The organism is Enterobacter sp. RHBSTW-00318 (genome assembly GCF_014101375.1).
GTDB lineage: Bacteria > Pseudomonadota > Gammaproteobacteria > Enterobacterales > Enterobacteriaceae > Enterobacter > Enterobacter ludwigii.
Map to the genome: position 1 here is coordinate 2484865 of NZ_JABXQH010000001.1, position 20294 is coordinate 2505158.

The 20294-nt window shown below is 56.6% G+C and carries 22 protein-coding genes; 18 read left to right on the forward strand and 4 right to left on the reverse strand.

The genetic code is table 11. The annotated features are described in order from the left end of the window. The first annotated feature begins 244 nt into the window (after positions 1-244). A complete protein-coding gene (locus HV157_RS12415) occupies positions 245-1198 on the forward strand; it encodes a nickel/cobalt transporter (RefSeq protein WP_182268130.1) in 954 nt (317 codons plus the stop codon). A 32-nt stretch (positions 1199-1230) separates the two neighbouring features. On the opposite strand, the gene proP is transcribed toward HV157_RS12415, so the two are convergent. Beyond that, entirely contained in the window at positions 1231-2733 is a 1503-nt protein-coding gene (proP, locus tag HV157_RS12420; RefSeq protein ID WP_020882807.1) for a glycine betaine/L-proline transporter ProP, read from the reverse strand. A gap of 649 nt (positions 2734-3382) precedes the next feature. Between proP and kdgT the strand changes: the two genes are divergently transcribed. Next, positions 3383-4375, forward strand: a complete 993-nt coding sequence (kdgT, locus tag HV157_RS12425; protein WP_086462936.1) for a 2-keto-3-deoxygluconate transporter — start codon at positions 3383-3385, stop codon at positions 4373-4375. A 32-nt stretch (positions 4376-4407) separates the two neighbouring features. Here kdgT and HV157_RS12430 read toward each other — a convergent pair whose 3' ends face one another. Next, on the reverse strand, positions 4408-5286 hold the full coding sequence (locus HV157_RS12430) for a diguanylate cyclase regulator RdcB family protein (protein ID WP_014168272.1): 879 nt from the start codon (positions 5284-5286) through the stop codon (positions 4408-4410). After that, the gene (gene crfC, locus HV157_RS12435) at positions 5283-7637 is read right to left on the reverse strand and encodes a clamp-binding protein CrfC (RefSeq protein ID WP_047355930.1); all 2355 of its coding nucleotides are present in this window, start codon (positions 7635-7637) and stop codon (positions 5283-5285) included. The genes HV157_RS12430 and crfC overlap by 4 nt, the downstream gene beginning before the upstream one ends. A gap of 595 nt (positions 7638-8232) precedes the next feature. Here crfC and HV157_RS12440 point away from each other — a divergent pair. The 16 genes from HV157_RS12440 to phnP all read left to right on the forward strand — a co-directional run bounded on the left by HV157_RS12440 (position 8233) and on the right by phnP (position 19884). Beyond that, positions 8233-8568: a zinc ribbon domain-containing protein YjdM gene (locus HV157_RS12440; protein ID WP_020882810.1), complete on the forward strand. Its 336-nt coding sequence runs from the start codon at positions 8233-8235 to the stop codon at positions 8566-8568. A gap of 80 nt (positions 8569-8648) precedes the next feature. Continuing rightward, entirely contained in the window at positions 8649-9086 is a 438-nt protein-coding gene (gene yjdN, locus HV157_RS12445) for a VOC family metalloprotein YjdN (RefSeq protein ID WP_014168269.1), read from the forward strand. Positions 9087-9222: 136 nt separating this feature from the next. Then, positions 9223-10011 (forward strand): phosphonate ABC transporter ATP-binding protein, encoded by a 789-nt coding sequence (phnC, locus tag HV157_RS12450; protein WP_014168268.1) that lies wholly within the window; start codon positions 9223-9225, stop codon positions 10009-10011. A gap of 24 nt (positions 10012-10035) precedes the next feature. After that, a complete protein-coding gene (gene phnD / locus HV157_RS12455; RefSeq protein ID WP_014168267.1) occupies positions 10036-11052 on the forward strand; it encodes a phosphonate ABC transporter substrate-binding protein in 1017 nt (338 codons plus the stop codon). A 52-nt stretch (positions 11053-11104) separates the two neighbouring features. Next, positions 11105-11884 carry a phosphonate ABC transporter, permease protein PhnE gene (gene phnE, locus HV157_RS12460; RefSeq protein ID WP_044857801.1) on the forward strand — a complete coding sequence of 260 codons (780 nt, stop codon included), beginning with the start codon at positions 11105-11107 and terminating at the stop codon, positions 11882-11884. 20 nt (positions 11885-11904) lie between these two features. After that, a complete protein-coding gene (gene phnF, locus HV157_RS12465) occupies positions 11905-12630 on the forward strand; it encodes a phosphonate metabolism transcriptional regulator PhnF (RefSeq protein WP_025206370.1) in 726 nt (241 codons plus the stop codon). Next, positions 12631-13083, forward strand: a complete 453-nt coding sequence (gene phnG, locus HV157_RS12470) for a phosphonate C-P lyase system protein PhnG (protein ID WP_020882814.1) — start codon at positions 12631-12633, stop codon at positions 13081-13083. It begins immediately after the preceding gene. Next, entirely contained in the window at positions 13080-13664 is a 585-nt protein-coding gene (gene phnH, locus HV157_RS12475) for a phosphonate C-P lyase system protein PhnH (protein ID WP_014168263.1), read from the forward strand. The genes phnG and phnH overlap by 4 nt, the downstream gene beginning before the upstream one ends. Continuing rightward, a complete protein-coding gene (locus HV157_RS12480) occupies positions 13664-14728 on the forward strand; it encodes a carbon-phosphorus lyase complex subunit PhnI (RefSeq protein ID WP_032679402.1) in 1065 nt (354 codons plus the stop codon). Before phnH ends, HV157_RS12480 begins: the two co-directional genes overlap by 1 nt. Further along, on the forward strand, positions 14721-15566 hold the full coding sequence (gene phnJ / locus HV157_RS12485) for an alpha-D-ribose 1-methylphosphonate 5-phosphate C-P-lyase PhnJ (RefSeq protein WP_014168261.1): 846 nt from the start codon (positions 14721-14723) through the stop codon (positions 15564-15566). The genes HV157_RS12480 and phnJ overlap by 8 nt, the downstream gene beginning before the upstream one ends. Next, positions 15563-16318 (forward strand): phosphonate C-P lyase system protein PhnK, encoded by a 756-nt coding sequence (gene phnK, locus HV157_RS12490; protein WP_182268129.1) that lies wholly within the window; start codon positions 15563-15565, stop codon positions 16316-16318. Before phnJ ends, phnK begins: the two co-directional genes overlap by 4 nt. A 9-nt stretch (positions 16319-16327) precedes the next feature. Next, on the forward strand, positions 16328-17008 hold the full coding sequence (gene phnL / locus HV157_RS12495; RefSeq protein WP_020882817.1) for a phosphonate C-P lyase system protein PhnL: 681 nt from the start codon (positions 16328-16330) through the stop codon (positions 17006-17008). Next, positions 17005-18141 carry an alpha-D-ribose 1-methylphosphonate 5-triphosphate diphosphatase gene (phnM, locus tag HV157_RS12500; protein WP_113656998.1) on the forward strand — a complete coding sequence of 379 codons (1137 nt, stop codon included), beginning with the start codon at positions 17005-17007 and terminating at the stop codon, positions 18139-18141. The genes phnL and phnM overlap by 4 nt, the downstream gene beginning before the upstream one ends. Next, a complete protein-coding gene (gene phnN, locus HV157_RS12505; RefSeq protein WP_182268645.1) occupies positions 18138-18689 on the forward strand; it encodes a ribose 1,5-bisphosphokinase in 552 nt (183 codons plus the stop codon). Before phnM ends, phnN begins: the two co-directional genes overlap by 4 nt. Further along, a complete protein-coding gene (phnO, locus tag HV157_RS12510) occupies positions 18682-19116 on the forward strand; it encodes an aminoalkylphosphonate N-acetyltransferase (RefSeq protein ID WP_014168256.1) in 435 nt (144 codons plus the stop codon). The genes phnN and phnO overlap by 8 nt, the downstream gene beginning before the upstream one ends. 9 nt (positions 19117-19125) lie before the next feature. Further along, positions 19126-19884, forward strand: a complete 759-nt coding sequence (gene phnP, locus HV157_RS12515) for a phosphonate metabolism protein PhnP (RefSeq protein ID WP_014168255.1) — start codon at positions 19126-19128, stop codon at positions 19882-19884. Positions 19885-19938: 54 nt separating this feature from the next. On the opposite strand, the gene yjdP is transcribed toward phnP, so the two are convergent. Then, on the reverse strand, positions 19939-20262 hold the full coding sequence (gene yjdP, locus HV157_RS12520; protein ID WP_068795432.1) for a DDRRRQL repeat protein YjdP: 324 nt from the start codon (positions 20260-20262) through the stop codon (positions 19939-19941). Positions 20263-20294 lie beyond the last annotated feature (32 nt).

A 20294-nucleotide genomic window follows, 5' to 3' on the forward strand; every position in this document is an offset into this window, starting at 1 on the left:
GTTAACTGTGAAGTGATTCACATCTGCCGTGTCGATGGAGGCGCATTATAGGGAGTTCTCTGCAGGCCGCAACCTAAAAGTTGCAAAAAGATGACTGACTGCTGTATTCCCCAGCAAAACCCCGCTTTATACCCTTTTACGCACAGACTTATCCACAATTGAGGCGGGATCTCTGTGCGATCCTACGGATTAACAGGCAAGATCAACTATACTAGCGACAAATATTCCCCCACCAGGCCACCCCATGACCACACAACAACTGACTCGTGACTGGCGTCTTCCTACAGCAGGCATCATGTTGCTGGCGATCCTCTTAGCCGGGTTTACCCTGCATACGCACTGGAACACCTTTCTTCAGTGGTGCCTTGCCACGCAAATTACCCTGCACCGTTATCTGGTGATGTACCTGCTCCAGCTTAACAACCACCAGTACAGCGGCGGGTTATGGCTATTAACCGGCGCCTTCTTCTATGGCGTGTTGCATGCCATCGGGCCGGGGCATGGGAAATTCATTGTGACGACCTACCTCACGACAAATAAAGAAAGCGAACGGGCCGCCCGGGTCGTTCCTTTTCTTGGCAGCCTGATGCAGGGCGTCAGCGCCATTCTCTTTGTCTTTATTCTGGCGGTAGGGTTTAACCTCGCATCGGGGGATATCAGTACCAGCCGCTGGTACGTCGAGAAGATCAGCGCGGTGCTCATCGGTGCATTTGGTGTATTTGTCATTTACCAGGCGCTGAAAAGCCTGCGGCCTCGCCGGATGGCTATCTCAGCCATCATGCCCCTTCATCAGCATAATGAACACTGTGGTTGTGGTCATCACGGTGTAGGTGCAGACCTGGCGCAAGGCGACTGGAAAACCCGGTTGGGCGTCATACTGGCGATTGGTGCGCGCCCGTGCAGCGGGGCGATCATGATCCTGATGTTTTCAAATGCGCTGGGCATTGTTACCTGGGGGATGGCCGCGGTCATGACCATGTCGCTGGGAACGGCGTTGTCGATTATGGGCCTGTCACTGGCGGTACGTTATGCCCGAGAGCGGACGGTGGCCTGGTTTGGCGGCGGGGCTTCACTTAGCTGGCTGGTCCCGGTCTTTAAAATAGCCGGAGGGATAGTCCTGATCCTGTTCGCGACCGTGCTGTTCCTGACGGTACTCCCCATCAGCGCCAATGGCGATTACATCGCCGCAGGCTGCTAATAAAAGAAAACCCGCCAGCGGCGGGTTTTTTATTACTCGTTGATTCGTGGATGCTGGTCCACCAGGCGGGAGCGTTTTTGCTGCAGCTCTTCAATCTCTGCATCAATGTCTTCAATCTTCTGCTCTACATTATCGTAGTGTTCGCGCAGGATCTCTTTCGCTTCCTGGATATCAGACGCCGCAGGCGTGGCCCCTTTAAGAGGACGATTCGCCGTCTCCTTCATGGTAATACCGGTAATCAAACCAATCACCGCGATAACCATCAGGTAATAAGCCGGCATCATCAGGTTCTGCGTACTTTCCACCAGCGAGGCGGCAAGCGTCGGGGTCAGACCGGCAATCAGCACCGAGATGTTAAAGGCTGCCGCCAGCGCACTGTACCGAATGTGTGTCGGGAACATCGCAGGCAGCGTCGAGGCCATCACCCCGATAAAGCAGTTGAGGATCACCGCCAGCATCAGCAGACCGGCAAAAATCAGACCCAGCACATTACTGTTAATCAGAATAAAGGCCGGGATTGCCAGGGCAAACAGCGCGACACTCCCCAGAATAATGAACGGTCGACGGCCAAAGCGGTCACTCAACAGCCCCATAATCGGCTGCACAAACAGCATACCCACCATGATGGCGATAATAATCAGCACACCGTGGTCTTCTGAATAGTGCAGGTTATGCGACAGATAGCTCGGCATGTAGGTCAACAGCATGTAGTAGGTCACGTTCGTGGAGATGACCAGACCAATACAGGTCAGCAGGCTGCGCCAGTGCTTCGTCGCAATCTCTTTAAAGGAGACTTTCGGTCCATCCTGCAGCCCTTCGCGGTCGCCCTGCTCCAGCTTCTCAACGTGCTGCTGGAACGCCGGCGTTTCTTCAAGAGCATGACGCAGGTAAAGACCGATAATCCCTAATGGCAGCGCCAGGAAGAACGGAATACGCCAGCCCCAGGAGAGGAAGTTCTCTTCACCGACGACGGTAGAAATCAGCACCACCACGCCCGCACCCAGGACAAACCCGGCAATTGAGCCGAAGTCCAGCCAGCTTCCCATAAAGCCGCGCTTACGGTCCGGGGAATACTCTGCGACAAAGATAGAGGCACCCGTATACTCACCGCCTACGGAGAAGCCCTGGGCCATCTTACAAAGCAGCAGCAGAATCGGAGCCCAAATGCCGATGCTGGCATAGGATGGTATCAGGCCGATACAGAACGTACTGATCGACATAATGACAATGGTGATAGCAAGGATCTTCTGGCGACCATATTTATCGCCAAGCATACCGAAGAACAGACCACCCAGCGGGCGAATCAGGAAGGGGACGGAGAACGTACCCAGCGCGGCAATCATCTGCAGACTGGGGTCGGCGCCGGGGAAGAACACTTTACCTAACGCATAGGCCACAAAGCCGTAAACACCAAAATCGAACCATTCCATCGCATTACCCAGCGAGGCGGCGGTGATCGCTTTGCGCAGTTTGGCATCATCAATAATGGTGACGTCGCGAAGCGTGATGGGTTTGATTTTTTTCCTTCTGAGCATAGCTATCCTCGTAGACTCGGCCCTGTCCGTTTCACAGTCCCGTATGCGATCTGTGAACCATGGGATCCGCTCCATGCGAATCGCCTTATTCAAGCGTAGCAGGTTTACTTACATTGACGTTTTACGTCGATACAACCGAACCTGTTGACGCCTGCCTGGGCAGTTAATGACCTTTTTACCCTACCAGCGTTTATATTTGTGATCAACTTCACACATATATTTATGTTACGTCAGCTGGCTGCAGTTTTTGTCAATTAGCGCAAATCTGCACGTTCTCAATCGCCATAAAAACACATCCTCACACACATCATTATTTCCCGGCCAACGGAAAATGAAACCCCATTACTTCACATCAGATTTACATAAATTCTAACCCTCCGACGCGCGTTTAAAACGTTTACGCCAATATGTGATGCAGATAACTAAAACACTGTTTTATTTTCATTGAATCATCATTCCAATGATCGCATTATAATTCCGAATAGCACGTTCCCGGTGCTGTGGCACCGCGTTTACCAGGATCGCTTTTTTAGTTTTATTGCATGGGTAATGACGCCATCGAACCCAGAGACATTCAATTCATTGAATTTATTGATTTATTTTTTAGTTTTTGCCGCCCGCCATGCGGGATACGATTTGAGGGTTATCTATGAAGATTAAAGCCACGATTGAACGCATACCGGGCGGTATGATGCTGGTTCCACTTGTACTGGGCGCTATCCTGAATACCCTGGCTCCTGAAACCGGCGCTTATTTTGGCGGGTTCACAAAAGGGATGATTACGGGCACCGTTCCCATTCTGGCCGTCTGGTTCTTTTGTATCGGCGCTTCAATTAATTTACGGGCAACAGGCACCGTATTACGGAAATCCGGCACGCTGGTGATTACGAAAATTGCCGTGGCCTGGGTAGTGGCAATGATCTGTGCGATGTTCATTCCGGAGAATGGAATTCAGACCGGATTCTTCGCCGGATTATCGGTTCTGGCAATTGTCTCTGCGATGGATATGACCAACGGCGGTTTGTATGCCAGCCTGATGAACCAGTACGGCACCAAAGAAGAGTCAGGTGCATTTGTCCTGATGTCTCTGGAGTCCGGTCCGCTGATGACCATGCTGATTCTGGGCTCTGCTGGCCTGGCGTCCTTTGAACCCCACCACTTTATCGGCGCGATCCTGCCCTTCCTGATCGGTTTTGCTCTGGGTAACCTGGATAACGATCTGCGTGATTTCTTCAGCAAAGCCACGCCGGTGCTGATCCCGTTCTTCGGTTTTGCGCTGGGTAACACCATCAACCTGAATGTCATCCTCGATACGGGTCTGCTGGGTATCGTGCTGGGCGTGGCGGTGATCATCATCACCGGTATTCCGCTGATTATTGCCGACCGGGTCATTGGGGGAGGAAACGGAACGGCGGGGATCGCCGCCTCTTCTGCCGCAGGTGCAGCCGTGGCCAACCCGGTGATCATTGCGCAGATTAACCCGGCTTTTGAACCGGTGGCCGCGTCCGCGACGGCACTGGTTGCAGCCAGCGTGATTGTGACCGCGATTCTGGTTCCCATCATCACCGCACTGTATGCAAAACGTGTCGGGCATGTTGCTGAGGTTCAGACAGAGCCTAAGCCTGTTGAAACACACCACTAACCGATGCTCCCCCTCCCGGTGAGAGGGGGATTTCAGCCACCAAAAATCTCTTCCACCATCCCATCCACAAGCCGTTTTGCCGAGCACAGCCTCGGCATACCCAGCGCGACAGTGTGCCAGCTTTGCGTCACCGACCAGCTCACCGGATGGTTATCCGCCTGACACCAGTCGCCCAGCCAGCCGAGCATGTCTTTATGATCTATCAGTCCCGGCGACGCGGGCGTTGTCAGCCACTGATGGTAGAAATGGCGGGTGGAAGGAGAAGCGTTGATGCCCTGCGCAAGATAGTTTGCCGCCATACTGCGTAAGTTATCCTTGAGCATCGCCGCCACGTCTTCATTCGCCAGGCGACAGGCATCACCAAATGCGCCCCAGCGCAGCTCTTCCAGGACGACATAGCAACGCCCGGCCAGCGACCAGCCATCGTAGTGACCGGCTCGCCAGCGGGTAAAAATTTGTTCGCTGTGCTCACCCGCCTGCACCGTCAGCCCTCGCTGGGAGAGCGCCTTCTCTTTATAGGCGGCTCGTTGCGTAAAATGAGCGGAAAGCTCAGCGTACTGCTGAATCAGGCCGGGCGATTGCTGGGCCCGCGGGTTAGTCTGCTGACGCAGCGCAATCAATTTGTCTGCCATCAGCGTTAGCGCAAGGTGCCCGGGGTCAAGCATACCGGCCAGCTTTTCCGCCAGCCCCAGGCGCAGCGCCGCATTTTCATTAAGCATACCCGCCATCGCCCAGGGCCGTAGCCGGGTATGCGTCATGATCTCCTGGGTCAAACGCTCACGAAACTGCAGCTGTTGTGGTCCCGGGTGGGGATGACGCGCCGCGTCTACCCCCTGAACCAGATCGACCATAAATTTTGGATGAATACACTCCAGCGTTCGCCCGGGGCCGTCCAGTAGTTGTGTTGTCATGGTTGTTCTGCCGCGAATAGGGTTTGAATATCATCGCGTAACAGTCGGGTATCTTCCTGTATCCACGTCGCAGTCGTGATACTTTGCTTTAACAGCTGGCTGAGCGCTCGGGTCGAATGCTCATTTTGCTGACGTACTGCGAGGCTATCACGCAAACTTTCCTGTAACCCGGTCAGGCATAACGAAAATTCCGCAAAGAACGTTGCCATCCCCGCCGTAACAGAGACATCGACCTGGGCGGTCAAAGCTTTACGGATTTGTTCACAGAACTGGTCGATATGCTGCTTGAATTTTTCATGCAGCTGTTCAATATCAATGACATAGCGTGTGCGTGCGACAACATAATCTTCCCAGCCCCAGCCCGGGTTATTCAGCCAGCGAGAGACGGTTTCACGCATGCTCGCGGCGCCCGCTGGCTGGCCTGCCGGGCGGTGGTCCTGCGCAATCGCATCGTTAAACAGCGCCCGGGTGTTGAAGTTAAGTTGATGCGCCTGAAACGCCGGGAAGCTTATCCGCGCGCGAAAACCCGCATGGCTGAGTTGTTCTTTAATACGCGTTTCGATTGGCCGCATGGCTTCATTCAGCGAGCGCGCCAGCGTCGACTCCAGTTGATCGAAGCGTAACGCCAGCTCCCGGCCGATCTTCGTCTGCGCATCCAGCATGATCAGCTCGCAGGAGGAGCGGATTTTACTCAGCGCAATTTGCGCCTGCCCTTCATCATCCAGTACCAGCTGTTTCAGCGCCTGCGGCTCGTCACGGCGAAGATCCCGCGGTTCGATGCCCGCCAGGTCGAGAACAGAGCGGGCGCTAAACACATGGCTAATTGCCTGCTGGAGTGAAGTATTCTGCGACATCATAAAGTCAGCGGTGGCGTTAAGCGCCTGCTCCACTTCATGCTTCACTTCGTCGCTCACCACGCGCTGACGCGTATGCAGCAGGGCCATGTCCTCTTCCAAGCGCGCGATATTCAATTCCAGCGCCTCAAAAGCGACCGTCAGCCCCTGGTAGCGGAAGTCCAGGTACTCCCGGGCATTTTGGGCGTAGTTAAGCAGCTTATGCGACGCCGAACGCAGAGCGAAGAGCGATGCATTGGCATAGGCGGCATAAATAAGCTTGCGGATCGGCTGTTCAAATAACGAATCTTCCCACAGCAAATCGGCAGCATGACGAATATGGTCGATGTCGTCCAAATCCTCCGTACGCCAGCGGCGTCCCAGCGCGGCTTCGGCAAAATCCTGAACCCAGCGCTGCTCCTTGTGATCCGGTAGCTGACCGTGGGTAGTCATCTCATAACGGGCGCGGTTCGCCAGATACGCCCACATCGACGAAACGGGATAAATTTGCCCCGGCGAAATATTCCCTTTCATTAAGGTGCCGGAGATCATCGCTTTAACCTGTTCTTCATCGTCGCTGTTACGATCTTTCTGATCGAATTTATTGACCAGCGCATACAGCGGCACCGATTTACCGGCGACTGAAATGGCCTGCCGGACCTCGTGATCGGAAATCGATTTGAGCTGGGTGTAATCCATCACCGCCAGCACCGCCGACGCGCGGGATAACTGCTCGCTCAGCATTTTTTGCAGATGCGGTTGCCCGGCCTCATTCGGCCCGGGGGTATCAAGCAGCGTCAGTTGCCCAAGGTGGGCATCCAGACCCGCGAGATGCACGAACTCCACTTCGATCACCGGAATGTGTTCGATGGCCGCATATTCAGAGAACGGAAACTCGACGCCTAACGCCTGTGAGAGCCTCACCAGGTCGTTAAGGCTTTTCAGACAATGAAATATCGGCTGCGCACCCAGGTGATGCTTCTCGAAAGCCTCACCTTTTTCAATTCTTTCCAGCAGCGTAATCATGTCCTTATCAATTTCCAGACGTTGCGCCAGCTTCCCGCGATCGTAATCGCAGAGCTTTTTCTGTAACAGGAGGATTAATTCATCGATAGGAGAGACGTGAGCAAAATGGAGCACCGGCTCTTTCTGACCCGGCGTATGACGGATCAATGTCGGAAGCGCCGTCATCGGGCGGTTGCGGTTCGGCAACACTTCGGTTCCGACAATGGCATTAATGGTGGTCGATTTCCCCGCTTTCATGGTGCCCACAATTGCCAGCACCATTTCCAGACGGGTTATTTTCCGTAATTCATTATTCAGCATAGCCTGCTGGGCTTCGACACCCCGCGCACTAAAATGCAAAGGTAAGACGTTGTTCTTTTCACCCGTAATGGCTGCGGCGGTGCTTTCCAGCTTCGCCGTCGGCATTGATTTCAACGTATCAAGATTTTGCAGGGCGAGCTGTAACAAACGCTCTGCTTCCTGGCTTAATTCAAAAATGGTCTGTGTGTGCATGATAAAAGCCTTTCCTTAACGCAAATTTATTACTTTTATTAAGCCACTGGTTTTAATTATGTTGTTCAGGCTTATATGATCACGTGTGGAAAACATGTTCACCGAAATATAACTGATTGAAGATAATCAGAAATAAATCGCTATCCTTGCATGGCGTGTAAAGCTTCCCCTCTGGCATGACAGCCAAAAGATAAAAGCCTGGCCCATTTTTAAGAAACTTCAGGATATATCATCATTATTTACCCACCTAAAAAGAGAGGTAATGCGTCACCGCCATAAGATATGGATGACGGGAAGTCAGGAGATAAATAACAATGTGTCGCTTCACCTTATCCGAAATGGAGGTGCGTAGCAATTTGCTGCAATAAAATATTCGATATATTTACTGCCATTTCTTTCCACCGTGTTAATGCCGTAAGCATCGCTTAACTGACTGACAGGAAATGTCACTGGCGACACGCTTTTTGCTTTTTTTTTAAATAGAATATCACCGACAACGGTGTGGATTTGCGTTATACTTGCCCCCTTTTTCGGCACCCAGCCGTCATTTTGCTGGCACTTTCCAGCGTGTTACGCACTTTTTGAGGATACCCTTATGCAACTCCCACACTGCCCGAAATGCAATTCTGAATACACCTATGAAGATAATGGCATGTTCATCTGCCCGGAATGCGCTCACGAATGGAATGACGCCGAGCCGTCGCACGATACTGATACGCTTGTTGTAAAAGATGCGAACGGTAATCTGCTGGCTGATGGCGACAGCGTCACCGTGATTAAAGATTTGAAGGTTAAAGGCAGCTCTTCCATGCTGAAGATCGGCACTAAAGTGAAGAATATCCGTCTGGTAGAAGGCGACCATAATATTGACTGCAAAATTGACGGCTTTGGCCCGATGAAACTGAAATCAGAGTTTGTGAAAAAGAACTGATTTACCCGCCCGGTGGCGCTTCGCTTACCGGGCTGGCGAGAACTACACTTAACGGGCTCTTCTTACGTGAGGTATAGATTATGCCGTTAAGTCCCTACATCTCTTTCGCCGGTAACTGTGCCGAGGCCTCCGCCTTTTATCAGCACGCCGTCGGCGCAGAGCTCCTCTATAAAATCACCTTCGGTGAAATGCCAAAAGGCGACAGCAGCGAAGAAGGCTGTCCGTCTGGCATGCAGTTTCCGGATTCGGCGATCGCCCACTCGAATGTTCGCATTGCGGGCAGCGATATCATGATGAGTGATGGGCAGCCGCCCGGCAGCAAAGCGCAGTATGCCGGGTTCACGCTGGTGCTGGACACCCAGGACGTGGCGGAAGGCAAACGCTGGTTCGACAATCTGGCCGCGGAAGGCCATATCGAAATGGCCTGGCAGGAGACCTTCTGGGCGCACGGTTTCGGTAAAGTCACCGACAAATACGGCGTGCCGTGGATGATTAACGTCGTTAAGCAACAGCAGTGATCTTCTGGCGGTGGGCAGTCTGCCCCCGCCTGTCATCAAACTCCCCTCAACTCTTCAAACTCCCGCAACCGAGACTTAACCCAAATGTCATATTGATGCGCCAGCATGAGGCCACATTTATTGTGAGGCCCAGCATATGCAAACTGTTATCCGCGTCGAGAAACTGAGCAAGACCTTTCATCACAACAAGGCCCTGCATGCCGTTGATCTGACCGTCCAGCAGGGCGAAATGGTGGCGCTCCTGGGGCCATCCGGCTCTGGTAAATCCACCCTTATGCGTCATTTAAGCGGCCTTATCACCTGTGATAAGACCTCAGAAAGCCACGTCGAGCTGCTGGGCAACACCGTGCAGCGTGCAGGACGCCTGGCGCGGGATATCCGCAAAAGCCGCGCCCAGACGGGCTATATCTTCCAGCAGTTCAACCTGGTCAATCGCCTGACGGTACTGGAGAACGTGCTGATTGGCGCGCTCGGCAGCACCCCGTTCTGGCGTACCTGTCTGCGCTGGTTCTCCCCCTCTCAAAAGCAGGAAGCGTTGCAGGCGCTGACCCGCGTCGGAATGGCGCATTTCGCCCACCAGCGCGTCTCCACACTTTCCGGTGGACAGCAGCAGCGCGTGGCTATCGCCCGTGCCCTGATGCAAAAAGCGCAAATCATTCTTGCCGATGAACCCATCGCCTCGCTGGACCCGGAATCGGCTCGCATCGTGATGGAAACCCTGCGCGACATCAACCTCAACGACGGCATCACCGTAGTGGTGACGCTGCACCAGGTGGATTACGCCCTGCGCTATTGCGAGCGCATCGTCGCGTTGCGTCAGGGGCATGTGTTCTTTGATGGCCCAAGCCATCAGTTTGATAACGACCGTTTCGACCATCTCTACCGCAGCATTAACCGCGTCGAAGAGAACGCGCAGGCTGCTTAATTAAAACCGATCCGAGGAAAGTACATGAGCTACAAAGCCGTTGCCGCGCTGGCGTTTACCAGCATGTTCAGCATAAGCACTCTGTTAAGCCCTGCGTACGCCCAGGAGCAGGAAAAAGCGCTGAACTTTGGCATTATTTCGACGGAATCACAGCAGAACCTGAAACCTCAGTGGGAACCGTTCCTGAAAGATATGGAAACCAAACTGGGGATCAAAGTGAACGCCTTCTTCGCCCCGGACTATGCGGGCATCATCCAGGGGATGCGCTTTAACAAAGTCGACATCGCCTGGTACGGTAACCTCTCCGCCATGGAAGCGGTGGATCGCGCGAACGGCCAGGTCTTTGCCCAGACCGTTGCCGCGGATGGTTCTCCGGGTTACTGGAGCGTGCTGATCGTCAATAAAGACAGCCCCATCAACAACCTGAACGACATGCTCGCCAAACGTAAAGAGCTGACGTTTGGTAACGGCGATCCCAACTCCACCTCTGGTTTCCTCGTGCCGGGCTATTACGTCTTTGCTAAAAACAACGCCTCTGCCAGCGAATTTAAGCGCACCGTGAACGCCAGCCATGAAACCAACGCGCTGGCCGTGGCCAATAAGCAGGTGGATGTCGCCACGAACAACACCGAGAACCTCGACAAGCTGAAAACCTCGGCACCGGACAAGCTGAAAGCGCTGAAGGTTATCTGGAAATCCCCTCTGATCCCGGGCGACCCCATCGTCTGGCGCAAAAACCTGTCTGAGACCACCAAAGACAAGGTGTACGACTTCTTTATGAATTACGGCAAAACGCCGGAAGAAAAAACGGTTCTGGAACGCCTGGGCTGGGCACCTTTCCGCCCGTCAAGCGACCTGCAGCTGGTCCCGATTCGCCAGCTGGCGCTGTTTAAAGAGATGCAGGGCGTGAAGGACAACAAGGGCCTGAAGGAGGAGGAGAAGAGCAGCAAAGTGGCTGCGATTCAGGCTCAGCTCGAAGACCTTGACCGCCTGACCGCGGCGCTCGGCGCCATGAGCAGCGTGAATAAAGCGGTGCAATAACGCTTACCGCCCTCTCCCGGTGGGAGAGGGCATTCAGACCAAAGGGGCACACATGCAAACCATCACCCTCCCACCGCCGAAACGCAGCTGGTTCTCGCTTTTTAGCTGGGCCATTTTGCTTGCGGTGCTCGTTATCTCCTGGCAGGGCGCGGAAATGGATCCGCTGCTGCTGTTTAAAGATGCCGGCAATATGGCCACTTTTGCCGCCGACTTCTTCCCGCCTGATTTCAGCCAGTGGCAGGATTACCTCAGTGAAATGGCGGTCACTCTGCAAATCGCCGTGTGGGGCACCGTCCTGGCCGTCATCCTTTCTGTTCCGTTCGGCCTGATGAGCGCCGAGAACATCGTTCCGTGGTGGATTTACCAGCCGATGCGTCGCCTGATGGACGCCTGCCGCGCCATCAACGAAATGGTCTTTGCCATGCTGTTCGTGGTGGCCGTCGGCCTGGGTCCGTTCGCCGGGGTGATGGCGCTGTTTATTCATACCACCGGCGTGCTCTCCAAGCTGCTCTCCGAGGCGGTGGAAGCTATCGAGCCGGGCCCGGTCGAAGGCATCCGCGCAACGGGCGCCAACAAAATTGAAGAGATTCTCTTCGGCGTACTGCCCCAGGTGATGCCGCTGCTGATCTCCTACTCCCTGTACCGTTTCGAATCCAACGTTCGTTCCGCCACCGTCGTCGGCATGGTGGGCGCAGGCGGTATTGGCGTCACGCTGTGGGAAGCGATTCGCGGGTTCCAGTTCCAGCAAACCTGCGCCCTGATGGTGCTCATTATCATCACAGTCAGCCTGCTGGATTTTATGTCTCAACGTTTGCGTAAGCACTTCATCTGAGAAGCGAGGCTTTGATTTGTATGCACTTATCCAGACATCCGACCAGTTACCCTACCCGCTGGCAAGAGATAGCGGCAAAACTCGAGGTGGAACTTCGCACCCACTACCGCTGCGGAGACTACCTGCCTGCCGAGCAGCAGCTTGCCGACCGCTATGAAGTGAACCGACACACGCTGCGCCGCGCCATTGATCAGCTGGTCGAGCGCGGCTGGGTGCAGCGCCGTCAGGGTGTCGGCGTGCTGGTGTTGATGCGCCCGTTTGACTATCCGCTCAATGCGCAGGCGCGTTTTAGCCAGAACCTGCTGGATCAGGGCAGCCACCCGACCAGCGAAAAACTGCTGTCGGTGCTGCGCCCGGCCTCAAGCCACGTCGCGGACGCGCTGGGCATTCAGGAGGGCGACAATGTCATCCACCTGCGTACCCTGCGTCGGGTCAACGGCGTGGCGGTGTGCCAGATAGACCACTACTTCGCCGACCTGGCGCTGTGGCCGGTGCTGCAAAATTTCTCCAGCGGCTCGCTGCATGATTTTCTTCAGGATGCCACGGGCATCTCGCTTAAACGTACCCAGACGCGCATCAGCGCCCGCCGCGCGCAGGCCAAAGAGAGCAAAGTGCTGGAGATCCCCAACATGGCTCCGCTGCTCTGCGTTCGCACCCTCAACCACCGTGACGGCGAAATAGACGCGACGGAATACTCCGTCAGCCTGACCCGCGCCGACATGATCGAATTCACCATGGAGCACTGAATGCATTTCGATACCTCCACCCGCCAGCGCTGGATGGGCGTACTGGCGCACAGCCAGCCCGCTGCGCTTTCGGACCGCATGCAGGCGCTGAATCTGACGCCGGAATATGACCTCATCCGCGCGCCGGAAATTGGTCTGGTGCAGATCCAGGCGCGTATGGGCGGTACCGGTGAGCGTTTCTTCGCCGGCGATGCCACCCTCACCCGCGCAGTGATCCGCCTGAACAGCGGCACGCTGGGCTACAGCTACGTGCTCGGGCGCGACAAACCACACGCCGAACGCTGCGCGGTGATTGACGCCCTGTTACAGGAACAACCTCATTTCCAGACCCTGATGGAAACCCTTATTGCCCCGCTGGAAGCCGACCGTGCTGCACTGATTGCCGCCCGCCAGGCCCAGATAAACACCAGCCGGGTCGACTTCTTTACGCTCGTTCGCGGAGATAACGCATGACGCTTCAACCCGCTTTTACCCTGGCCGTCCAGGATGCCCAACAAAGTTTTCGTCGCCTGCTGAAAGCCATGAGCGAGCCGGGCGTCATCGTCTCGCTGCATCAGCTCTCTCAGGGTTGGCTGCCGCTGAATCTGGCGACCACCAGCGTACTGCTGACGCTCGCCGACAACGACACCCCGGTGTGGCTCTCTGGCGCGTTATCGAATGATATCGCCAGCCAGAACCTGCGCTTTCACACCAACGCCCCGCTGGTTGAACAGCCCCGGCAGGCGGTGTTTGCCGTGGCCGACGAGCAAATCAGCCACGAGCAGCTTAATGCCCTGAGCGAAGGAAGCGCGGTGGCACCGGAGACCAGCGCCACGCTGATTTTGCAGGTATCAAGCCTGAGCGGTGGCCGCATGCTGCGCCTCACGGGGGCGGGTATTGCCGAAGAGCGCATGGTCGCGCCACAGCTGCCGGAGTGCATCATTCATGAACTGACTGAACGCCCGCACCCGTTCCCGCTCGGTATTGACCTGATCCTCACCTGCGGAGAACGCCTGCTGGCCATCCCTCGTACCACTCATGTGGAGGTGTGCTGATGTACGTTGCCGTCAAAGGGGGCGAGAAGGCTATCGCCGCCGCCCATGCCTTGCAGGCGCACAGACGACGGGGTGATGACGCGCTTCCCGAGCTCAGCGTCACCCAGATTGAGCAGCAGCTCAATCTGGCCGTCGACCGGGTAATGACTGAAGGCGGCGTCGCTGATCGCGAACTGGCGGCGCTGGCGCTGAAACAGGCCAGCGGCGACAACGTCGAAGCCATCTTCCTGCTGCGTGCTTATCGCACCACACTGGCGAAACTGGCGGTGAGCGAACCGATCAATACGGCAGAAATGCGTCTGGAACGTCGTATTTCGGCGGTCTATAAAGACATCCCCGGTGGCCAGCTGCTTGGGCCCACCTATGACTACACCCACCGTCTGCTGGATTTCACCCTGCTGGCGAACGGCGAAACGCCCCAGCTGAGCACCTCGGATGCAGAGCAGGTTCCCTCCCCGCACGTTTTTAGCCTGCTGGCGAAACAGGGTCTGGCGAAGGCCGAAGACGATACCGGCGCGCAACCTGACGACATCACCCGCACGCCGCCGGTTTACCCCTGTTCACGCTCGTCGCGCCTGCAGCAGCTGATGCGCGGCGACGAGGGGTATTTACTGGCGCTGGCCTACTCCACCCAGCGTGGCTACGGCCGCAACCATCCGTTCGCGGCGGAAATTCGTAGCGGCTACCTTAACGTCGAGATCGTGCCCGAAGAACTGGGTTTTGCGGTGAACGTCGGCGAACTGCTCATGACCGAATGCGAAATGGTGAATGGATTTGTCGCCCCCGAGAACGAGGCCCCGCATTTTACCCGCGGTTACGGGCTGGTGTTCGGCATGAGTGAGCGCAAGGCGATGGCGATGGCGCTGGTCGACCGTGCCCTGCAGGCACCGGACTACGGCGAAGCGGTCTCCGGCCCGGCGCAGGATGAAGAGTTCGTGCTGGCCCATGCGGATAACGTCGAGGCCGCGGGCTTCGTTTCCCACCTCAAGCTGCCGCACTACGTCGATTTCCAGGCCGAACTGGAACTGCTGAAACGCCTGCAACGGGAGCGCGCACATGACTAACTTAAGCGGCTACAACTTTGCTTATCTGGATGAACAAACCAAACGCATGATCCGCCGCGCCATTTTGAAAGCGGTGGCTATCCCCGGTTATCAGGTGCCGTTCGGCGGCCGCGAAATGCCCATGCCTTACGGCTGGGGTACCGGCGGCATTCAGCTGACCGCCAGCGTCATCGGCGAGTCGGACGTGCTGAAGGTCATCGACCAGGGGGCTGATGACACCACCAACGCCGTGTCGATTCGCCAGTTCTTTCAACGCGTGACGGGCGTCAATACCACCGAAAAAACCGAAGATGCGACGCTGATCCAGACCCGTCACCGCATTCCGGAAACGCCGCTGACGGAAGATCAGATTTTAATTTTTCAGGTGCCTATTCCGGAGCCCCTGCGCTTTATCGAGCCGCGTGAAACGGAAACCCGCACCATGCACGCCCTGGAAGAGTACGGCGTCATGCAGGTGAAGTTGTATGAGGATATCGCCCGCTTCGGCCATATCGCCACGACTTACGCCTATCCGGTCAAGGTCAATGGACGCTACGTGATGGACCCGTCCCCCATCCCCAAATTCGACAACCCGAAGATGGACATGATGCCTGCCCTGCAGCTGTTTGGTGCCGGGCGTGAAAAACGCATCTACGCCGTACCGCCTTACACCCGCGTGGAAAGTCTCGATTTCGACGACCACCCGTTTACGGTGCAGGAGTGGGACGAGCCGTGCGCCATTTGCGGCTCAAAACACAGCTATCTGGACGAAGTGGTGCTGGATGACACGGGCAAACGGATGTTTGTCTGCTCCGACACCGACTTCTGCCGTCAACAGAGCGAGGCGAAAAGCCAATGAAACCGCTGCTTTCGGTTAATAACCTGACCCACCTTTACGCGCCGGGCAAAGGCTTCAGCGACGTCTCGTTTGAGCTGTGGCCGGGCGAGGTGCTGGGCATTGTCGGCGAGTCCGGCTCGGGCAAAACCACCCTGCTGAAATCTATCTCTGCACGACTGACGCCGCAAAAGGGCGACATTTTATATGAGGGCCGGTCGCTGTACGGCATGAGCGAGGCCGAACGCCGTCGCCTGCTGCGCACCGAATGGGGCGTGGTGCATCAACATCCCATGGACGGCCTGCGCCGGCAGGTCTCGGCCGGAGGCAATATCGGTGAAAGGCTGATGGCCACCGGCGCACGCCATTACGGCAACATCCGCGCCACGGCACAGCAATGGCTGAGCGATGTGGAGATCCCCACCTCGCGCATTGATGACCTGCCCACCACCTTCTCCGGCGGTATGCAGCAGCGCCTGCAGATTGCCCGCAATCTCGTCACTCACCCGAAGCTGGTGTTTATGGACGAACCCACCGGTGGGCTGGACGTCTCCGTTCAGGCGCGTCTGCTCGACCTGCTGCGCGGCCTGGTGGTGGAACTGAACCTGTCCGTGGTGATTGTCACCCATGATTTAGGCGTTGCCCGCCTGCTGGCGGACCGTCTTCTGGTGATGAAGCAGGGTCAGGTGGTGGAAAGTGGGTTGACCGACCGCGTACTCGACGATCCCCATCATCCGTACACCCAGCTGCTGGTGTCATCGGTATTGCAGAATTAAGAGGCCCCCATGATCCGCGTAGAAAATGTCAGTAAGACCTTTGTGCTCCACCAGCAAAACGGCGTGCGCCTGCCGGTCCTGCACAGCGCCTCTCTGGAGGTTAGCAAGGGTGAATGCGTGGTGTTGCACGGCCATTCCGGCAGCGGCAAATCGACGCTGCTGCGCTCCCTGTACGCCAACTATCTGCCGGACGAAGGCCACATCTATATTCGTCATGGCAATGAATGGGTCGATCTGGTGCAGGCGCCGGCGCGTAAGGTGCTGGACGTGCGCCGCTCGACGATCGGCTGGGTCAGCCAGTTTTTGCGGGTGATCCCACGGATCTCCGCCCTGGACGTGGTCATGCAGCCGCTGCTGGACCTGGGCGTTCCGCGCGAAACCTGCGCCGCGAAAGCCGCCGGCCTGCTCACGCGCCTGAACGTGCCGGAACACCTCTGGCACCTTGCCCCGTCGACCTTTTCCGGTGGCGAGCAGCAGCGGGTGAATATCGCCCGCGGGTTTATCGTCGACTACCCAATTTTACTGCTTGATGAACCCACTGCCTCGCTCGACAGCAAAAACAGCGCGGCGGTGGTTGAACTGATCGAACAGGCCAAAGCACGCGGCGCGGCGATCGTGGGGATCTTCCACGACGACACCGTTCGCTCCCGCGTCGCAGACAGGCTGCACCCGATGGGGACGCTCGCATGATCGTGAATAACGTAAAGCTGGTGCTGGAAAATGAAGTCGTTGATGGCTCGATTGAGATCCAGGCCGGAGAGATCCGCGCCTTTGCGGAAACCCAGAGCCGCGCCCCGGAAGCGATGGACGGTGAAGGGGGCTGGCTGCTGCCGGGCCTTATCGAACTGCACACCGATAATCTGGATAAATTCTTTACCCCGCGTCCGAAAGTCGACTGGCCAGCCCATTCCGCGATGAGCAGCCATGACGCGCTGATGGTCGCCAGCGGCATCACCACCGTGCTGGACGCCGTAGCGATTGGCGACGTGCGCGACGGCGGCGACCGTCTGGAAAACCTCGAGAAGATGATCAACGCCGTGGAAGAGACGCAAAAACGCGGCCTTAACCGCGCCGAGCATCGTTTGCACCTGCGGTGTGAACTCCCGCATCACACCACTCTGCCGCTGTTTGAAAAGCTGGTGGACCGCGAGCCGGTCTCACTGGTCTCGTTGATGGACCACTCGCCGGGGCAGCGTCAGTTCGCCAGAATAGAGAAATACCGCGAGTACTATCAGGGAAAATACGCGCTGACCAATGAGGAAATGGCGCGTTATGAAGAGGAACAGCGACAGCTTGCGGCGCAGTGGTCTCAACCAAACCGGCTCTCCATTGCCGCCATGTGTCGGGAACGCAACATTGCCTTAGCCAGCCATGATGATGCGACGCATGAACATGTGCGCGAATCGCACCAGCTTGGCAGCGTAATCGCTGAATTTCCCACCACGTTTGAAGCAGCAGAAGCCTCACGCACCCACGGCATGAACGTCCTGATGGGGGCGCCGAATATCGTGCGCGGCGGCTCCCACTCCGGCAACGTGGCGGCAAGCGCGCTCGCGTCGCTAGGTCTGCTGGATATCCTCTCGTCCGACTACTACCCCGCCAGCCTGCTGGACGCCGCCTTCCGGGTCGCGGCTGACGAAAACAATCGCTTTACGCTGCCGCAGGCGATTCGTCTGGTAACGAAAAACCCGGCAACGGCACTTAATCTTCACGATCGTGGAGAGATAGCTGAAGGTAAACGGGCGGATCTGGTGCTGGTTCACCGTAAGGGCGAGCACATCCATATCGACCACGTCTGGCGTCAGGGGAAACGGGTGTTCTGATGGGAAGACTAATCTGGCTAATGGGGCCGTCAGGCTCTGGTAAGGACAGCCTGCTGTCCGCGTTACGGCAGCGGGAACATCCCCAGCTTCTGGTTGCGCACCGCTATATCACCCGTGCGGCGAATGCCGGGAGTGAGAACCATATCGCCCTGAGCGTGCCGGAATTTTTCACGCGCGCCGGGCAAAATCTGCTGGCGCTCAGCTGGCACGCCAACGGTTATTACTACGGGATAGGCATCGAGACAGACCTGTGGCTGCACGCCGGGTTCGACGTGCTGGTCAACGGCTCACGCGCGCACCTTCAACAAGCGCGCGCTCGCTATGAAGCAGCGCTGTTGCCGGTCTGTCTGCAGGTCTCGCCTGATGTGCTGCGCAGCCGGTTGCAGAGCCGGGGTCGTGAAAACGCCAAAGAGATCGAGCAGCGGCTTGAACGTGCGGCGCGCTATACCCCATCGAACTGTCATATCCTCAATAACGACGGAAGTTTGCTACAGTCAGTCGATAACTTTTTAACGCTTATCCGTCAGAAGGAGAAACAGCATGCCTGACTGCCAGCTTCGCCCCGCCACTGCCGACGATGCGCAGATTGTTTACGCGCTGATTTGCGAACTCAAGCAGAGTGAGTTTGATCATCAGGCGTTCCACGCCGGGTATCTTGCCAATCTGCAGGACCACAATATGCGTTACCAGCTGGCTGAATTAAACGGCCAGGTGGTGGGCATGATTGGCCTGCATATGCAGTTTCACCTGCACCACGCCAGATGGATTGGCGAGATCCAGGAGCTGGTGGTCATGCCGCAGGCGCGCGGTCTCAGGGTGGGCAGCCAGCTGTTGGCCTGGGCGGAGAACGTGGCGCGGCAGGCGGGCGCTGAACTGACAGAGCTATCCACCAGCGTGAAGCGCCTGGACGCTCACCGTTTTTATGCTCGTGAAGGGTATACGCAGAGCCATTTTCGTTTCACCAAACTGTTGTAGAGGTGCACGATGAGTCTGACGATTACGTTAACGGGAACCGGTAGCGCTCAGCTGGTGCCGGTGTTTGGCTGCGACTGCGCGGCGTGTCGCCGGGCGCGTCTGCAGGATAACCATCGCCGTCGCCCCTGTAGCGCGGTAGTCAAATTCAACGATGCGGTAACGCTGCTGGACGCCGGTATCCCGCACCTGATGGACGACTGGCCGGCAGGCAGCTTTCAGCAGTTTTTACTGACCCACTACCATATGGATCACGTCCAGGGGCTGTTCCCCCTGCGCTGGGGCGTCGGTGCCCCTGTTCCGGTGTACGGTCCGCCAGACGAGTCGGGGTGTGACGACCTGTTTAAACACCCGGGGATTCTGGATTTCAGCCATACGGTAGAGCCGTTTGTGGTGTTTGAACTGCAGGGCCTGCGGGTCACGCCGCTGCCGCTGAATCACTCGAAAATCACCTTTGGCTACCTGCTGGAGTCCGCCCACAGCCGTGTAGCCTGGCTCTCCGACACCGCCGGATTACCCGATAAAACGGTAAAATTCCTGCTCAATAACCGGCCGCAGGCGATGATCATCGACTGCAGCCACGAACCGCGTGACGAAACGCCGCGCAACCATTGCGATCTGAATACGGTTATTGCCTTAAATGAGATCATCGGCTGTCCGCAGGTGATCCTGACCCATATCAGTCATCAGTTCGACGTATGGATGATGGATAACCCGCTACCCGACGGGTTCGAGGCGGGATATGACGGAATGACGTTGTTGCTGGATTAGGTCACTCCCTCTCTGGATGAGAGGGCGAGGCGTATGGATGCTAAACCGCGCGTATCAGCGATCGTAATCGTCTTCTAACCGGCGTTCATCTTCTTCTAACTGACGTCTGTCATCATCCAGCTGGCGTTGACGCTCATCCAGACGGCGACGGCGATCCTCCAGTTGCCTGCGGCGATCGTCATACTGACGGCTGTCGGTCTGGCGGCTGCGATCGTAGCGATCGTCGTCATCATCGCTATTGCGACTGCTGCTGGGGTTATAGGCATCGTTGATCGCCTGCTGAATATTGCCAATGGCCTCATCAATAACATCGGCGTGAGCCAGTTGGCTGGTAAGTGACAGCAGACCAAATAACAGAGCGGTAGAGTAACGTTTCATAAGACCAGACTCGCAGGTGGACTGGCCTTACG

What these genes read in the sequence shown, in the direction of transcription:
- phnJ (WP_014168261.1), top strand. Translation starts at nt 14,721, where the DNA reads ATGACTAACTTAAGCGGCTACAACTTTGCTTATCTGGATGAACAAACC.
- HV157_RS12430 (WP_014168272.1), bottom strand. Translation starts at nt 5,286, where the DNA reads ATGACAACACAACTACTGGACGGCCCCGGGCGAACGCTGGAGTGTATT.
- phnH (WP_014168263.1), top strand. Translation starts at nt 13,080, where the DNA reads ATGACGCTTCAACCCGCTTTTACCCTGGCCGTCCAGGATGCCCAACAA.
- kdgT (WP_086462936.1), top strand. Translation starts at nt 3,383, where the DNA reads ATGAAGATTAAAGCCACGATTGAACGCATACCGGGCGGTATGATGCTG.
- phnG (WP_020882814.1), top strand. Translation starts at nt 12,631, where the DNA reads ATGCATTTCGATACCTCCACCCGCCAGCGCTGGATGGGCGTACTGGCG.
- phnO (WP_014168256.1), top strand. Translation starts at nt 18,682, where the DNA reads ATGCCTGACTGCCAGCTTCGCCCCGCCACTGCCGACGATGCGCAGATT.
- phnK (WP_182268129.1), top strand. Translation starts at nt 15,563, where the DNA reads ATGAAACCGCTGCTTTCGGTTAATAACCTGACCCACCTTTACGCGCCG.
- phnC (WP_014168268.1), top strand. Translation starts at nt 9,223, where the DNA reads ATGCAAACTGTTATCCGCGTCGAGAAACTGAGCAAGACCTTTCATCAC.
- proP (WP_020882807.1), bottom strand. Translation starts at nt 2,733, where the DNA reads ATGCTCAGAAGGAAAAAAATCAAACCCATCACGCTTCGCGACGTCACC.
- HV157_RS12415 (WP_182268130.1), top strand. Translation starts at nt 245, where the DNA reads ATGACCACACAACAACTGACTCGTGACTGGCGTCTTCCTACAGCAGGC.
- phnL (WP_020882817.1), top strand. Translation starts at nt 16,328, where the DNA reads ATGATCCGCGTAGAAAATGTCAGTAAGACCTTTGTGCTCCACCAGCAA.
- phnD (WP_014168267.1), top strand. Translation starts at nt 10,036, where the DNA reads ATGAGCTACAAAGCCGTTGCCGCGCTGGCGTTTACCAGCATGTTCAGC.
- HV157_RS12480 (WP_032679402.1), top strand. Translation starts at nt 13,664, where the DNA reads ATGTACGTTGCCGTCAAAGGGGGCGAGAAGGCTATCGCCGCCGCCCAT.
- HV157_RS12440 (WP_020882810.1), top strand. Translation starts at nt 8,233, where the DNA reads ATGCAACTCCCACACTGCCCGAAATGCAATTCTGAATACACCTATGAA.
- phnF (WP_025206370.1), top strand. Translation starts at nt 11,905, where the DNA reads ATGCACTTATCCAGACATCCGACCAGTTACCCTACCCGCTGGCAAGAG.
- yjdN (WP_014168269.1), top strand. Translation starts at nt 8,649, where the DNA reads ATGCCGTTAAGTCCCTACATCTCTTTCGCCGGTAACTGTGCCGAGGCC.
- phnM (WP_113656998.1), top strand. Translation starts at nt 17,005, where the DNA reads ATGATCGTGAATAACGTAAAGCTGGTGCTGGAAAATGAAGTCGTTGAT.
- yjdP (WP_068795432.1), bottom strand. Translation starts at nt 20,262, where the DNA reads ATGAAACGTTACTCTACCGCTCTGTTATTTGGTCTGCTGTCACTTACC.
- crfC (WP_047355930.1), bottom strand. Translation starts at nt 7,637, where the DNA reads ATGCACACACAGACCATTTTTGAATTAAGCCAGGAAGCAGAGCGTTTG.
- phnP (WP_014168255.1), top strand. Translation starts at nt 19,126, where the DNA reads ATGAGTCTGACGATTACGTTAACGGGAACCGGTAGCGCTCAGCTGGTG.
- phnE (WP_044857801.1), top strand. Translation starts at nt 11,105, where the DNA reads ATGCAAACCATCACCCTCCCACCGCCGAAACGCAGCTGGTTCTCGCTT.